Here is a 14654-nt window from a genome sequence, read left to right on the forward strand (position 1 = left end):
AAATTGGCCGGGCCGATTTCCCCTTTTTTGTTGGCAATCCTATTTGTGTCTTTACTCGCTTATCTTTAACCTCGTCATAATCTTCTAAAATCCTATAAATCGTGGTTCTACGAGTCGGCATCACAGGTGGTATCGGTAGCGGCAAAAGTATCGTTGCAAAAATTTTTGAAGTACTCGGAATACCTGTTTACTATGCTGATTCGGCTGCCCGCCAATTGATGAATGAAGACGAGGAGATAAAGAAAAATCTTATTGCACATTTTGGTCCTGAAAGCTACAAGGATGGAAAACTGAATCGCTCCTATATTTCGTCAATTGTTTTCAACGATAAAGAAAAACTCGAACTCCTCAACTTTCTCACTCATCCGGCTACTATTAGAGATGCAAATGAATGGATGCAAAAACAAAACGCTCCTTATGCCTTAAAAGAAGCGGCGTTAATATTTGAAAGCGGCTCATCAGAATATCTCGATTTTGTAATTGGCGTTTATACGCCTGCCCCACTCCGGATACAACGGATCATGCTGCGGGATAAAATTACCAAAGAAGAGGTCCAACAACGAATGAACCGGCAGATCAACGAAGAAATTAAGATGCGGCTTTGTGATGCTGTTATTATAAACGATGAACAACACCTGGTGATTCCCCAGGTATTGGAATTACATAGAAAACTAAAGAACCACGATTTACGAGATTATAAAATGGATTAACAGGAAATAGAAAATTTACTCTTAGGGTATATGACATAAAAAAGGAAACCGGCGAACTCCAGTTTCCTGATAATCTTTTCTAATCCTATTAATCGTGGTTCTGTTATTTCAACTTCGCCAATGCTTCTTTAATTCTCACCCATGCTTTTTCGATATTGGGCATACTGTTAGCGAAAGAGAAGCGAACACATTTGGGCTCACCAAATGCATCACCCATCACAGAGGAAACATGCGCCGTATTTAAGAGATACATAGAAAAATCAGCTGCATTGTTTATAGTTGTTTCACCATCTGACTTGCCATAGTAATAGCTAACATCCGGGAAAATATAAAATGCTCCATCGGGTTCTGAACAAATAAAACCGGGTATCTCTTTAACCAACTCCATCACCCTTGCTCTTCTTCTCGTAAATTCTTTTGTCATCTCCAGCGATGGTTTCAAATCAGTCGTTAAAGCTACTACTGCTGCTTTCTGCGTGATAGAACAAGTTGCACTGGTAAACTGCCCCTGTAATTTTTCACAAGCTTTTGCTATATCAGTATTGGCGGCGATATAACCCAATCTCCATCCGGTCATTGCAAAACCTTTACTGAGTCCATTGATAACAACGATCCGATCTTTCAAATCGGCAAACTGCGCAATACTTTCATGCTTGCCTACAAAGTTGATATATTCGTAAATCTCATCAGCAAGAATGTAAATATTAGGATATTTCCTGAATACATCAGCCAATGCTTCCAGCTCGGCTTTGCTATACACTGCACCCGATGGATTGCAGGGTGAAGAGAACATGAATACTTTTGTCTTGTCGGTAATCGCCGCTTCCAGTTGCGCCGGTGTAATTTTAAACCCACTGTCCAATGAGGTGCGAACTTCAACAACTTTCCCTCTTGCAATTTTTACCAGCTCGGAATAAGTAACCCAATAAGGTGTTGGAATGATCACTTCATCGTTATCATCCACCAATGCAAGAATTACATTAGCCAAACTCTGCTTGGCCCCGGTAGAAGTAACAATATTTTCTGGTTTATAATCAAGGTTATTATCTCTTTTCAATTTAGTGCAAACGGCTTCTCTTAAATCCAAAAAACCTGGCACAGGTGTGTAGTGACTCCAGTTATCATTGATGGCCTTTATAGCTGCATCCTTTATATGCTGAGGTGTATCAAAGTCAGGTTCACCAAGACTAAGGTCGATCACGTCAACACCTTTAGCCCTGAGTTCACGGCCAAGTTTTGCCATTTTTAATGTTTCAGGTTCAGCGAACCTGTCAAGGAGAGAAGATAACTGCATGTTGGTTTATTTATGAATAGAATAAAATAATCAATGCGATCATAAGGGCACGCAAGCCTGCTCGTCAACAGGCGGGTGCAAAATTATGGATTTGAATGAATAGAAAACTTTATTTAAGGCCAACAGGAAAGTTATTTGACTAAAATATAGGGTTGCTGATTGCATCAACTTCATTGGACGATAGGCTTATTGATTATTGTTGGCTCATTTGACAGGCAGGTGAAAGCTGTGAACAATTGTTCGTTTCGTTAAGGGCTAAGGTTCTTTTATCGAAGCAAAATTGACAACCCTATTTTTTGGGAGAATGGGGCATTTTTCGCTATAACATCTTTCCCTTCCCTTCTTTTATTTGGTTTAATAAAAAGTAACAGCGGCATATCAATTTCCGGCAGTTGTTCGTTTTTGGAGCAGCAAAGACGGTTTTTATTGATGCGGGTGCGGGATGAGCATTTTGACAAAATATAATTGACTTAAAATCAATCAGATTCAGAATGAATAGGGTCACAAAACCACTCTTCAAACATATGCCTGAAAACCCTATCTTTGCCGTCCTTAAAAACTAGTGTAAAGTCTTGCCTCCCGCCCATTTGCGGAAACGAAAGACAAAAAATGTAAATCTCCAAAACGTATGCAACTTAAAGGTTTGGTTCGATTCTTCACAATCCTCCTGATTATCTACTCCATTTATCAGCTTTCGTTTACATGGTTCGTCCGTGGTCACGAAAAAAAGATGGAAGCCCGTGCTGCAAGCTATGTTAAAGTGAACTACCCTACTGCTGCGGAAAAATATCCCGGCAACAAAGATTCACAAGCTATTTACCAGGAACAACTGGACAAAATAAAAGCTGACCGCTTAAAGCGAATACTCGATAGCACAAAAGATGAGACTGTCACTTATGGCATAACTGGTACAGTTAGCTATCAAAAAGCAAAGGAAGAAGAATTAAACCTCGGTCTCGACTTACAAGGAGGTATGAACGTAACGATGGAAGTTGAAATGACAGGCTTATTGAGAACTTTGTCAAACAACTCTAAAGATCCAAACTTTTTACAGGCACTGGACAATGCGAATAAGCGCAAAGCAAACAGCGATGCAAACTTCATCCGTTTGTTTGCTGACGAGTATAAAAAATTGAACCCTTCCGGTAAACTTGCCGCCATATTTGCGACCCCCAATAGCGAAATCAAAGTTGGTGACAGTGACAACAAAGTGATCAGTGTATTGGAAGGTCTTTCAAAAGATGCGTTTGACAACACCTTCCGTATTTTAAATACACGTATTGACCAGTTTGGTGTTGCACAGCCTAATATCAATCCTGACCGTGATAAAGCAATCATCACCGTTGAGTTGCCGGGTATCCAGGACAAAGAAAGAGTTAGAAAGATTCTTCAGTCTTCCGCCAACCTGCAGTTCTGGGAAGTATTCAATATTTCTGAACTCGGTCAAAGTATTGATAAAGCTGACGGCATTTTCTTTTCTATGATGGGTGGAAAGTCTTCTAAAGCGGACACTACGTTGAAGGCTGCTGATTCTACCACCGCTCAGGCTACTACAGATTCAACTAAAAAAGATTCAAGCGGTCTGGCTCAATTAGCTGGTGATGATACCAGCAAAAAAACTCCGGCAGTTGCTTCCAACGACGAAGCTGACCTGAAAAAACATTTATACGGATACATCGCATTCTTCACGCAGCCTTACCAGGACGAAGGTGGTAAAACCCGTTTTCCTGCAGCCATCGGTTCAGTAGCCGTCAAAGACACTGCTTTGGTTCGTAGCTATCTCGAATCACCGGCCATCAGAGCATCCTTTCCTGCACAAATGGTGTGGATGTATGGTATCCAGGAAAGAGGTGTTGACAACAAGGCATCTGATCGGGTTCCCTTATATGCTATCAAAACATTTGGCCGTGAAAAAGCAAAGATTGAGGGTGATGCAGTAAGCTCTGCCCGTCATGATTATGATCAAACCGGCAGACCCGAAGTGCAAATGACAATGACCAGCACAGGAACTAAAGCCTGGGCTAAAATGACCGGCGAAAATGTTGGTAAACCTATTGCTATCGTTTTAGACAACCTGGTTTATTCTGCACCGCATGTGAACGGTGTGATCGATGGAGGAACATCCCAGATCAGCGGTGGCTTTACAGTTGAAGAAGCTGAAGACTTAGCCAATATGTTGAAAATCGGTAAACTTCCTGCACCAGCTAAGATCGTTCAGGAACAAACAGTTGGACCAACATTGGGTACCGAAGCGATCCGCGGCGGTATGACGGCTTTTGGTTTATCATTCATCGTGATTTTTATCCTGATGTTGATTTACTACAACACCAGCGGTTGGGTGGCCAATATAGCGCTTATCCTTAACCTGCTTTTCACAGTTGGTATACTGGCTGGATTAGGCGCTACTTTAACAGCACCCGGTATTGCCGGTTTGGTACTCACAATTGGTATGGCTGTAGATACAAACGTAATTATCTATGAACGTATAAAAGAAGAATTGACTAAAGGCAAAAGCTATGTTGCTGCAATCAACGAAGGCTATAAAAGATCATTGCCGCCCGTATTGGATGGTCACATCACTACCCTTCTTACAGCAATCATACTTTTCTACTTTGGATTAGGACCTGTAAAAGGTTTTGCTACCACCCAGATCATCGGTATTCTGTTATCCCTGTTCTGCGGAATTTTAGTAAGCCGTTGGATCAGTGACATTTTCACCCGCAAAGGAAAACACCTTGAATATTTTACCGGCATTTCCAGCCGCATCTTCAAACATGCAAAATATAAGTTCATTGAATTCAGGAAGACGGCTTACATCATTTCTTTCGTCATATTGATTCTTGGTATAGTTTCTTTCTTCAATGGATTTGATTATGGAGTTGAATTTGACGGGGGACGCAGCTACACCGTTCGTTTTGACAAAAATGTAGGTAAAGAAATAGAGCAGATCAGGGGTGAACTCAAGGTAGCATTTGAAAACGAGAACCCTATTATCAAAACAGTAGGCGATGCCAGCACATTAGACATCACTACTTCTTACCTGATAAAAGATACAAGACCTGAAACTGATTCACTCGTAGAACAGAAATTGTTCCAGGGACTACAAAAGCATTTACCGGCCAACTATACATATAGCCAGTTTGGAAGAGCCGATGAAAGTGCTACAGCGGTTGGTAAGATTGGGTCAAAAAAAGTATTACCTACTATTTCTGATGACCTAAAAAAAGGCGCTGTGCAAGCGACCATCTTCGCCATCTTCGTGATCTTCCTGTATATCTTTATCCGTTTCCGCGACTGGAGATACTCTTTGGGAACCATCGCAGCCTTACTGCACGACGTATTGGTGACATTGATCGTTTTTTCTTTTGCAAGAAAGATCGTTCCTTTCCCGCTGGAGATAGACCAACACTTTATTGCGGCGCTATTGACAGTGATCGGTTTCTCGATGAACGATACAGTGATCATCTTCGACCGTATTCGTGAGGATCGGAGGTTGTATCCCACTACACCTTTGGCACAAACAATTAACAGGGCGATTAATGAAACGCTAAGCCGTACAATCATGACCTCCTTGACCGTGTTCCTGACCATCCTGATCCTGTTCCTGGTAGGTGGTGAAGTAACAAGAGGCTTTGCATTTGCGATGCTGATTGGTGTTATCACCGGTATTTACTCTTCCGTATTCGTAGCCGCCCCTATCCTGCTGGATATGGGCAGTGGTAAAAAAGAAGAAGCAAAGGCTGCGGCAATCACAAAAAGTGAGACTAAACCGCAACCAGCAAGAAGCTGATAATTCACATTTCCAAAATAGTGAAGCCTGTCCTTTAGTGAGACAGGCTTTTTTATGGCGTTATTTTTTAAATAATAACTTTAGCGATTCCCTCTGTAGGAAAAAACTAAACTGCAAAACTTGTCCCGCATCCGCAGGTATTGCTGGCATTGGGATTCTTAAATGTAAATCCGCGATTATTTAGACCATCCTGCCAGTCGATTTGCATACCGGCCAGGTACAACTCATGAGCCTTATCCATGATGCAGGGGATCCCATCTATTACAAATTCCTGGTCTTTTTCTGTTTTGGAATCAAAACCCAGCACATAGCTCATACCTGAACATCCACCGCCTTTCACGCCTACCCGCAAGAACTGCGATTTATCAAATCCCTCTGCCGACATTAATTTATTGATCTCTTTAATGGCACCCGCAGTTAGTGTAACGGGAGTTGCATATGTTGTTTCCATCATGCAAAATTAGCCATTCTTCTGCAAGGTGGTAATCAATGATTTTTCGGATAATACAATTTAACAAAAAGCCATATTCACTTGCAACTCACAGCAGCTTCCCTATTTTTGCTTTTTTACAAAATACATTTTTCCTATGGATCAAAGCTTGATCAACATGCTGATGGCCCTTGTTGCCTTATTGATTTCCTTTTATTGCTTTTACCTGGTCAATCAGCTAAAAAAAGAACCAAAGACCGATAAGGACAGTTTCAACACCAAACCTTTACAATTGCAAGCCTATGAACGATTAGTAATGCTTGCAGAAAGAATAGCTATCCCCAATCTTATAAGCAGGGTGAATCAACCAGGGCTCAATGCAAGGGAAATGCAACTACTACTCTTAGAAAGCATAAAACAGGAATGTGAATACAATGCTACCCAGCAGATCTATGTGAGCCCTGTAGCCTGGGAAGCAGTTCGTAATCTCAAAGATCAAAATATGCTGATCATAAACCAGGCGGCTGCAACGCTGGCTCCTGAAGCTACTGGTACCGATCTCAACAAAATGCTGCTCGACTTTGTGATCACACAAAAAAAAGGAGCTTTGCATAGCATTGTACTGGAAGCATTGAATTATGAAGCCAAGAAAATAATGAAATAGTCATTCATTAGTGATTGGTCACCAGTTTGGCTGTTCCCTGCTTGTATTTTATAAAAAGAAACCATGAGTGAAAAAAAAAGATACACTGATTCCGGAATAGAGATAAAACCGGTGTACTATGATAAAGACATTCCTTTAAAACATAATGATCAACAAGTAACGGCTGACGAACAACCGGGTGTGTTTCCTTTTACCAGGGGTGTGCAGGCAGATATGTATCGCGGAAAGTTATGGACCATGCGGCAGTATGCGGGTTTTTCAACCGCGGAAGAAAGCAATAAAAGATACCATTACCTGCTGAGCCAGGGTGTCAGTGGATTAAGCGTCGCCTTTGATCTTCCTACGCAAATAGGTTATGACAGCGATCATCCGCTGGCAGAAGGTGAAGTAGGAAAAGTGGGCGTAGCAATCGACAGCATAGAAGATATGCAGACCCTGTTCAAAGGAATAAAGTTGGAAGATGTTTCCACATCCATGACAATTAATGCCACAGGCTTTATACTTCTCTCCTTTTATGTGGTGCTTGCTAAACAGCAAGGCGCGGATCTGAAAAAAATCAGTGGCACTATTCAAAATGACATTTTAAAAGAATACGCCGCAAGAGGAACTTATATCTATCCGCCCAAGCCATCCATGCGTATCATTACAGACATCTTTGAATGGTGCTCGCATGATCTTCCCAAATGGAACACAATTTCCATCTCAGGTTATCATATCCGCGAAGCAGGTAGCACGGCTGTACAGGAAATTGCATTTACACTTAGCAACGGAAAAGCTTACGTAAAAGCAGCATTGGAAAAAGGCCTGGACATTAATGTTTTTGGAAAGCGCCTCTCCTTCTTTTTCAATTCACACAACAACCTGTTTGAAGAGGTGGCCAAGTTCCGTGCTGCAAGAAGGATGTGGGCCACAATAATGAAAGAATTAGGCGCTACTGATCCCAAAGCCATGATGCTGCGCTTTCATACACAAACAGGAGGCAGCACATTAACCGCTCAACAGCCCCTCAATAATATTTCAAGAGTCACCATTCAAACATTAGCGGCAGTTCTGGGCGGAACTCAATCATTGCACACGAATGGATATGACGAAGCCTTGAGTCTGCCCACCGAAGAAGCGGCAAGAATAGCTTTGCGAACCCAGCAGATTGTTGCCTATGAGAGTGGCGCACCGGATACTGTTGATCCTTTGGCTGGCTCTTATTATGTCGAATCGCTAACCAGGGAAATCGAAGAAGCGGCATTAAAACTCATGAAAAAAATTGACAGCATGGGTGGCAGTGTGGCTGCCATCGAGCAAGGCTTTATACAAAATGAAATTGCCCGCAGTGCCTACGAATACCAGCGTAAAATAGAAACGGGTGAGAAGATAATTGTTGGAGTAAACAAATTCAAAGCCGAATCGGAAGAACCTGTTCCAGGCTTCAAAATTGATGACTCGATCCGACAAATCCAAAGTGAGAAACTCCAGGCATTGCGCCGCAACCGCAGCAATCCCAAATGTGACAGCATTTTACAATCGTTAAATGATGCAGCCTCAAACGGAAGTAATATTATGCCCATTGTGATCGAAGCGGTAGAGAATAAATGTACATTAGGTGAGATAGCTGACACGTTGCGGGAAGTATTCGGAGAGTACAAGTAGAAATTTTTGGGATCATGCATTTTGCAACACTGGCAACGACTACGGAGGATTTACAGCAAATCCTGGATCTGCAGCGGCAAAATTTAATTAACCGCATTGATGAGTCAGAAATAAAATCGCAGGGGTTCGTCACCTTGCAACATAGCCTCAAAAACCTGGAACAAATGAACGAGCTGGCGCCTTCTGTTATCATCAAAGATGATTCAAAAGTTGTGGGCTATGCGCTGACGATGCTGAAAGAATGCCGGCAAATCATTCCCGATCTTGAGCCCATGTTCCGGCTTTTTGATTCGTTAACATGGAATAACAGACCACTCAATAGTTATTCGTTTTATATAATGGGCCAGGTATGCATTCATAAGGACTATAGAGGAAAAGGGTTATTTGAACAGTTGTATCTCCATCATAAAAAAATATACAGTTCCAAATTTGAGCTGTTTCTTACTGAAATAGCCACCCGGAACCATCGCTCCCTTCGGGCACATGAAAAAGTTGGGTTTAAACCCATTCATATCCATCGTGACAGCCTGGATGAATGGGCCGTGGTCGGCTGGGACTGGAGTTAAGAAAGATTATTTTTTACTCACGAGGTATTTGCCGAAAAATGTTTCACAGGTAAAAACATCAATCTTTGAAAAATAAAAATCATCTACATCTTCCGTGATAATACAATCGCATTTGCTATCGATAGCTGAGAAATATTCCAATCCGTCCTCAAAATCATGAATGGCTGAATTAGCAATTGTTTGCTTTACTGCTGATTCGTTGACAGCGGTAATAGATAAGTTTTCAGACAGCAAGCCAATTTTTTGCCTGGCTGATTTCTTATTTTTCTTTTCGGCAAAATAGAAAGCGATAGCCAGACACAGGGGCGAAGTAAATACCTCGTATCCTTTGTAGTCTGCAAGGCTTACTATTCTTGAAGAATAAGTGAATAGGGGATATTCTTTGTTAAGCACGGATACAAGCACATTAGCATCAAGGAATATTCGCATATTATTTTTTAGAAGAAAAATATTCTGTCTTTGCCGCTTTTCTGCTTTTCTTCTTAGTCAGATAAACCGCTTCTCCTTCTGCCACCTGGTTTACCCAATCAGAAATAGGCAGCTCTTCCAGTGACGAATAATTACCGGAGGTCGTTTTCTGCAATAAAAACTCAACGAGCCTCGAAAGGCTGATATTGTTCTTTTCAGCATATCGCTTGGCCTTATTCACTACTGCCTCGTCAAAGCTTAAAGTCACTTTAGCGTCCATTTTTATCTTTTCCCAAATTTACACAATTTACGTGTAAATTTAAAATACTATACGTATAAAACATCAGACTGCTGTAAATGTCCGGTCAGCTAGTTTTTGTAGAAAAAAAACCACACATTTTCACTTCTTGTCGAAAATTGACGGGTTTCAGCCTCCAGGCAAAATGGCCTATAATTTGACGCTCAATTAAAATCCACCACAAAAAAAGAACCATGAGATCTGTCGGAATTGTTTTAATAGTTGTAGGAATTGTGATGTTGGTAGTTCGTGGATTCACTGTTCAGACAGAGGAAAAGGTGATAGACCTGGGGCCGCTGGAGGTCAATAAAAAAGAAAATAAGTGGATCGGCTGGCCTGTGTATGCAGGCGGAATTGCGATTGTCGCCGGATTGATTATGGTAATTGCCGACCGCAGGAAATAATAACCATTTGGACGGTTTGTTTAGTTTTTAAGAATCAGAAAAGAGGTGTCATATTGTGCACCTCTTTTTTGTTTTACAAACTTTTAAACCTTACTTCTTCGCCGTTTGCGGCTTCCAGCTATCTTTTAGACCCACTGTTTTATTGAAAACAATTCCGCTGGTACTGCTGTCCTTATCCAAAGTAAAATATCCTTTCCGGATAAATTGATATCGCTCTTCAAATTTTGCATTCTTCAATGACGGCTCCGCCAATGCATTTTTAACAATTTTCAATGAGTCGGGGTTGATATAGTCCTTAAAATCGCCCTCTTCTGATGATGGATCTTCCACTTTAAACAGGCGGTCATATTCCCGCACTTCCACGGTCACGGCATGTTTGACACTTACCCAATGAAGCGTACCTTTTACATGGATACCTGAAGTATCGGCACCGCTTTTACTTTCCGGTATATAGGAACATCTTAATTCCGTGACATTTCCCTTTTCATCTTTGACCACTTCATCACAACGAATGATGTAGGCACTTTTTAATCTTACCATCTGCCCGGGCGCCAGCCTGAAATATTTCTTTGGCGGATTTTCCATAAAATCTTCCCGCTCAATATAAAGTTCACCGGAAAAGGGTACTTCCCTTACTCCTCCATTTGGATCCTCAGGATTATTTTCACTTTCCAGCATTTCCTCGTCTTGCGTATAATTCGTGATAACCAGTTTCACAGGATCAAACACCACCATCTTCCGCAACGCTTTTTTATTCAGATCTTCCCGGACAAAAAACTCAAGAAGTCCCACGTCGACAATATTATCCCGTTTGGCGATCCCTATCCTATCACAAAACTCCCTGATTGCCTCTGGCGTATAACCTCTCCGACGCATTCCACTGATAGTTGGCATTCTTGGATCATCCCAGCCATCCACATGCTTTTCCGTCACCAGCTGTAAAAGCTTACGCTTGCTCATTACAGTATATGTCAGGTTACGACGTGCAAACTCATATTGATGCGACGGAAAGATCTCCAGCTTTTCTATTAACCAATCGTACAATTCGCGATGGGGAACAAACTCAAGGGTACAAATGCTATGTGTTATTTTTTCAATGGAATCACTTTGTCCATGTGCAAAATCATACATCGGATAGATACACCATTTATCACCTGTGCGATGATGATGAGCATGTTTGATACGATATAGTATCGGGTCACGCATCAACATGTTGGGCGACGACATATCCACCTTCGCTCTCAATACCTTTTCGCCGTCTTTGTATTTCCCATCCCGCATTTCACGAAACAGCTGCAGATTTTCCTCTGTACTTCTTTCCGAAAATTGATTTCTTCTGCCGGGTTGCGTTGGAGTTCCTTTTTGTTCGGCTATTTCTTCACTGGCGCTGTCATCCACATAAGCCAGTCCCTTTTTAATTAATTTTTCGGCCAGTTGATACAACTCTTCAAAATAATCGGATGCATAATGCTCATTGGCCCATTCGAAGCCAAGCCAGCGGACATCTTCTTTTATGCTATCCACATATTCCGTTTCTTCCGTAATGGGATTTGTATCGTCAAAGCGGAGGTTAGTGCCGCCGCCATATTTTTTACTTAATCCAAAATTGAGGCAAATACTGGTGGCATGTCCCATATGGAGATATCCATTCGGTTCGGGCGGAAAGCGGGTCATGATCTCTTTATACTTCCCTGCCGCAAGGTCCGCTTCGATTATTTCTTCCAGGAAATTCAGGCTTTTTTCTTCTTTCTTTTCTTCATTTGACATAGGGTGCAAAGTTAAGGAAGGGGAAATTATGTAATTATTTAATGAACTACATATTAAAATTCATCAGTTGATAAATCCGGCTTTAACGCTGTTGTGCAGCTCTGACCTCTTTCTCAAATGCTTCAATAGTGATCGCATCGGCGATTTTGAAATCACCGATTCTTGTTCTGCATAAACTACTGAGATAAGCGCCGCAGCCCAGTTCTTTCCCAAAGTCATGGGCGATGCTGCGAATATAGGTACCCGTTGAACAAACGATACGGAAGTATACCTGCGGCATTTCGATGGCTGTTATTTCAAACTCTTTCACCACCACTTTACGTGGTTCAATAACTACTTCTTTTCCCTGCCTGGCCAGCTCGTATACCCGCTTACCGTTTATTTGAATAGCCGAATGAGAAGGCGGCACCTGCAATATTTCTCCGATGAAGGGTGTCGTAGCCTCCTTTATGTCGGCAGGTGTCAGATGTTCTGTTGGCTTAAAATTTTTTGGTTCTCTTTCCAGGTCGTATGAATCGGTGATGGCGCCAAGAGTAAAAGATCCGGTATACTCCTTTTCCTGCGCCATATATTCATTGATCTTTTTGGTGAACTTTCCCGTACATATAATCAATAAACCTGTTGCCAGCGGATCAAGTGTACCGGCGTGACCCACTTTTTTTATCCGGATCAGGTTACGAATTTTTCTGACCACATCAAACGACGTCCAGCGCAACGGCTTATCAATTAACAATAATTTTCCTTCTTCAAATTGATTCATGCTGCAAATGTCGGGAAGATGAAGGGGAAAGAAGATGCGGGATACGAGATTTTGTGACTCGCGATACCAGATACGGGATTAATTCAAAAATTCTGTAACAATATCTACTTTCCCGAATCCCGCATCACCAATCACGAAGCTCAAATCGACATCCGCGTTTTCAGTTCCAGGTATTTATTAATCGTGTTGACGGTAAGGTTTTCGGGAGTGGTGAGAATGGAAAGTATTCCATTTTTATGAAGTTCTTTTACCATCAGGCGTTTTTCAAAGGCAAATTTTTCTGCAATCGTCTTGATATAAATGTCCTCCAACTTTTTGGCGTTCATCGTGGTTAACGCTTTGAGTTCTGTGTTTTCAAAAAACACGACAACCAATAAATGATATCGGGCTATTCGTTTAAGTGCAGGCATTTCCCGCTGCAAACTTTCAAGCGATTCAAAATTGGTAAAAAGTAATAATAAGCTCCTGTTCGTAATCCGGTTGCGGATCACAGAAAATAATTTTTCAAAATCGGCTTCGAGGAAACGTGTCTGTTGTTTATAAAGGGTCTCCAGCAGCAAACTCATTTGGGTGGTTTTCTTGTCAGCCTGTATGAATGTGTCCAGGCTTTCAGCAAAGGTGATCAGCCCGGCCTTATCTTGCTTGACCAGGGCCACATTAGATAAGACCAATGAAGCGTTGATAGCGTAATCCAATAAACTCATGCCGTCAAATGGCATCTTCATCACACGCCCTTTGTTGATCAGGCAATAAATTTGCTGACTGCGCTCATCCGTATAATTATTGATCATCAGGGTTTCTTTACGGGCCGTCGCCTTCCAGTTGATCGTTCTGAAATCATCACCCCGTACATATTCCTTTATTTGCTCAAACTCCATGCTGTGTCCCAGCTTCCTGATTCGCTTTACTCCTGCCTCCTGCAAGCGATTGCTTACCGCTAATAAATGGTATCGCCTCATTTGTATAAATGAAGGATACACTTTCACAGTTTTCTTCGCCGGAAAAATCAATCTCCTTTTTACCAGCCTGAGTGGACCATGAACAAACACATTTATGTCGCCAAACGCATACTCACCCCGAACAAGAGGTTTTAGAGAATACTCTATCTCGTACGAAGCGTTACTCTCTACTTTAGCTTTCCGCAGCCAGTTCCTTTCCTGGAACTGCTCCGGCAACTCATCGATCACACTTACTCTTGCTGCAAAAGGATATTTATTCGTCAACTTTATATTGACCTTATTTAAATCGCCGATACTAAACCGATCTGTAGTTTGACGCTGTGCATGCATTGCTCTCCGCTTTCCATAAACTAACACAGCATCCACTATTATTGTGATAATCAATAATAGCAATATCAGCCAGGCCATTCGATAAAAGATTGGCTGAAAATAGCTTATCACAAACGTCACGGCTGCAGCACCGGCAATGTAATAGACAATATTGTTTAAAAAGAAAGAGGCTAGAAGTCCGAAGCCTGAAGGTTGATATGAAGAAGCTGACCCACTCATAATGTTCTCCAGTTTTCATACAATTTATACACTCTTGACCCTAGTTCATCACACTTTGCATTTAGATCAACAAACTTTTCCCCCGGTAAGTAGAGACAGTCTTTTGCAAAGTATAACCACACCTTAGTTTCTTCCAAAGATCCCATTCCGTAAATGAGATGTTTTTTAAAATCACTTTCATAAACCCGCTTACCCCACCCTTCTGCGATGTTAGCAGATATTGAACGAGACGAACGAACTACCTGGTCTGTTAAAGAGTATCTTTCTTCTTTAGGAAAATGCCTGCTTAGGTTAAAAATTTCCATTGCCAACTGGTAAGAAAGCCTGAAAACTTCCAGATCAAGAACAGTTTTAATCATACCGTATCGTTTTAATGAATTCAGTTTTAAACATATTTCCCCGCTGACCTCC

14 protein-coding genes are annotated in these 14654 nt (G+C 41.6%); 6 read left to right on the top strand and 8 right to left on the bottom strand.

Features of this window, described 5'->3' with window-relative positions:
* Positions 1 to 101: 101 nt before the first annotated feature.
* Entirely contained in the window at positions 102 to 710 is a 609-nt protein-coding gene (coaE, locus tag ACFEL9_RS10060; RefSeq protein ID WP_385889133.1) for a dephospho-CoA kinase, read from the top strand.
* 103 nt (positions 711 to 813) lie between these two features.
* Here coaE and ACFEL9_RS10065 read toward each other — a convergent pair whose 3' ends face one another.
* Positions 814 to 2004, bottom strand: coding sequence for a pyridoxal phosphate-dependent aminotransferase (locus ACFEL9_RS10065; RefSeq protein ID WP_385889136.1), 1191 nt, complete (start codon positions 2002 to 2004; stop codon positions 814 to 816).
* Between the two features lie 628 nt (positions 2005 to 2632).
* Between ACFEL9_RS10065 and secDF the strand changes: the two genes are divergently transcribed.
* Positions 2633 to 5794, top strand: coding sequence for a protein translocase subunit SecDF (gene secDF, locus ACFEL9_RS10070; protein ID WP_385889139.1), 3162 nt, complete (start codon positions 2633 to 2635; stop codon positions 5792 to 5794).
* A 106-nt stretch (positions 5795 to 5900) separates the two neighbouring features.
* Here the strand turns inward: secDF and ACFEL9_RS10075 are convergent, their stop codons facing one another.
* Positions 5901 to 6245, bottom strand: coding sequence for a HesB/IscA family protein (locus ACFEL9_RS10075; RefSeq protein ID WP_385889141.1), 345 nt, complete (start codon positions 6243 to 6245; stop codon positions 5901 to 5903).
* A gap of 136 nt (positions 6246 to 6381) precedes the next feature.
* Here ACFEL9_RS10075 and ACFEL9_RS10080 point away from each other — a divergent pair, with 136 nt between their 5' ends.
* The 3 genes from ACFEL9_RS10080 (at position 6382) to ACFEL9_RS10090 (ending at position 9098) form a co-directional block, all read left to right on the top strand.
* Positions 6382 to 6888, top strand: coding sequence for a DUF7935 family protein (locus tag ACFEL9_RS10080; protein WP_385889144.1), 507 nt, complete (start codon positions 6382 to 6384; stop codon positions 6886 to 6888).
* 63 nt (positions 6889 to 6951) lie between these two features.
* A complete protein-coding gene (locus ACFEL9_RS10085) occupies positions 6952 to 8532 on the top strand; it encodes an acyl-CoA mutase large subunit family protein (protein WP_385889146.1) in 1581 nt (526 codons plus the stop codon).
* Positions 8533 to 8546: 14 nt separating this feature from the next.
* Positions 8547 to 9098 (top strand): GNAT family N-acetyltransferase, encoded by a 552-nt coding sequence (locus tag ACFEL9_RS10090; protein ID WP_385889149.1) that lies wholly within the window; start codon positions 8547 to 8549, stop codon positions 9096 to 9098.
* Positions 9099 to 9104: 6 nt separating this feature from the next.
* Here ACFEL9_RS10090 and ACFEL9_RS10095 read toward each other — a convergent pair whose 3' ends face one another.
* Entirely contained in the window at positions 9105 to 9527 is a 423-nt protein-coding gene (locus ACFEL9_RS10095) for a PIN domain-containing protein (RefSeq protein WP_385889152.1), read from the bottom strand.
* A 1-nt stretch (position 9528) separates the two neighbouring features.
* Positions 9529 to 9786 carry a DUF6364 family protein gene (locus ACFEL9_RS10100; protein WP_276503676.1) on the bottom strand — a complete coding sequence of 86 codons (258 nt, stop codon included), beginning with the start codon at positions 9784 to 9786 and terminating at the stop codon, positions 9529 to 9531.
* 212 nt (positions 9787 to 9998) lie between these two features.
* On the opposite strand from ACFEL9_RS10100, the gene ACFEL9_RS10105 reads away from it, so the two are divergent.
* Positions 9999 to 10208: a hypothetical protein gene (locus ACFEL9_RS10105; protein WP_385889155.1), complete on the top strand. Its 210-nt coding sequence runs from the start codon at positions 9999 to 10001 to the stop codon at positions 10206 to 10208.
* A 90-nt stretch (positions 10209 to 10298) separates the two neighbouring features.
* Here the strand turns inward: ACFEL9_RS10105 and ACFEL9_RS10110 are convergent, their stop codons facing one another.
* From ACFEL9_RS10110 to ACFEL9_RS10125, 4 genes are all read right to left on the bottom strand, one after another.
* Positions 10299 to 11975 (bottom strand): glutamine--tRNA ligase/YqeY domain fusion protein, encoded by a 1677-nt coding sequence (locus tag ACFEL9_RS10110; RefSeq protein WP_385889158.1) that lies wholly within the window; start codon positions 11973 to 11975, stop codon positions 10299 to 10301.
* Positions 11976 to 12057: 82 nt separating this feature from the next.
* Positions 12058 to 12735, bottom strand: coding sequence for a tRNA pseudouridine(55) synthase TruB (gene truB, locus ACFEL9_RS10115; RefSeq protein ID WP_385889161.1), 678 nt, complete (start codon positions 12733 to 12735; stop codon positions 12058 to 12060).
* 140 nt (positions 12736 to 12875) lie between these two features.
* The gene (locus ACFEL9_RS10120) at positions 12876 to 14243 is read right to left on the bottom strand and encodes a DUF58 domain-containing protein (protein WP_385889164.1); all 1368 of its coding nucleotides are present in this window, start codon (positions 14241 to 14243) and stop codon (positions 12876 to 12878) included.
* On the bottom strand, positions 14240 to 14602 hold the full coding sequence (locus ACFEL9_RS10125) for a four helix bundle protein (protein WP_385889166.1): 363 nt from the start codon (positions 14600 to 14602) through the stop codon (positions 14240 to 14242). The genes ACFEL9_RS10120 and ACFEL9_RS10125 overlap by 4 nt, the downstream gene beginning before the upstream one ends.
* Positions 14603 to 14654 lie beyond the last annotated feature (52 nt).

Origin of the sequence: Terrimonas alba (assembly GCF_042434975.1) — a bacterium.
In the GTDB taxonomy this organism is placed as follows: domain Bacteria; phylum Bacteroidota; class Bacteroidia; order Chitinophagales; family Chitinophagaceae; genus Terrimonas_B; species Terrimonas_B alba.

Bases quoted from the DNA above. Each gene is read 5' to 3' on its own strand.
- ACFEL9_RS10085 (WP_385889146.1), top strand. From the start codon at position 6,952: ATGAGTGAAAAAAAAAGATACACTGATTCCGGAATAGAGATAAAACCG.
- secDF (WP_385889139.1), top strand. From the start codon at position 2,633: ATGCAACTTAAAGGTTTGGTTCGATTCTTCACAATCCTCCTGATTATC.
- ACFEL9_RS10075 (WP_385889141.1), bottom strand. From the start codon at position 6,245: ATGGAAACAACATATGCAACTCCCGTTACACTAACTGCGGGTGCCATT.
- ACFEL9_RS10080 (WP_385889144.1), top strand. From the start codon at position 6,382: ATGGATCAAAGCTTGATCAACATGCTGATGGCCCTTGTTGCCTTATTG.
- ACFEL9_RS10090 (WP_385889149.1), top strand. From the start codon at position 8,547: ATGCATTTTGCAACACTGGCAACGACTACGGAGGATTTACAGCAAATC.
- ACFEL9_RS10120 (WP_385889164.1), bottom strand. From the start codon at position 14,243: ATGAGTGGGTCAGCTTCTTCATATCAACCTTCAGGCTTCGGACTTCTA.
- ACFEL9_RS10125 (WP_385889166.1), bottom strand. From the start codon at position 14,602: ATGATTAAAACTGTTCTTGATCTGGAAGTTTTCAGGCTTTCTTACCAG.
- ACFEL9_RS10065 (WP_385889136.1), bottom strand. From the start codon at position 2,004: ATGCAGTTATCTTCTCTCCTTGACAGGTTCGCTGAACCTGAAACATTA.
- ACFEL9_RS10095 (WP_385889152.1), bottom strand. From the start codon at position 9,527: ATGCGAATATTCCTTGATGCTAATGTGCTTGTATCCGTGCTTAACAAA.
- truB (WP_385889161.1), bottom strand. From the start codon at position 12,735: ATGAATCAATTTGAAGAAGGAAAATTATTGTTAATTGATAAGCCGTTG.
- ACFEL9_RS10110 (WP_385889158.1), bottom strand. From the start codon at position 11,975: ATGTCAAATGAAGAAAAGAAAGAAGAAAAAAGCCTGAATTTCCTGGAA.
- ACFEL9_RS10100 (WP_276503676.1), bottom strand. From the start codon at position 9,786: ATGGACGCTAAAGTGACTTTAAGCTTTGACGAGGCAGTAGTGAATAAG.
- ACFEL9_RS10105 (WP_385889155.1), top strand. From the start codon at position 9,999: ATGAGATCTGTCGGAATTGTTTTAATAGTTGTAGGAATTGTGATGTTG.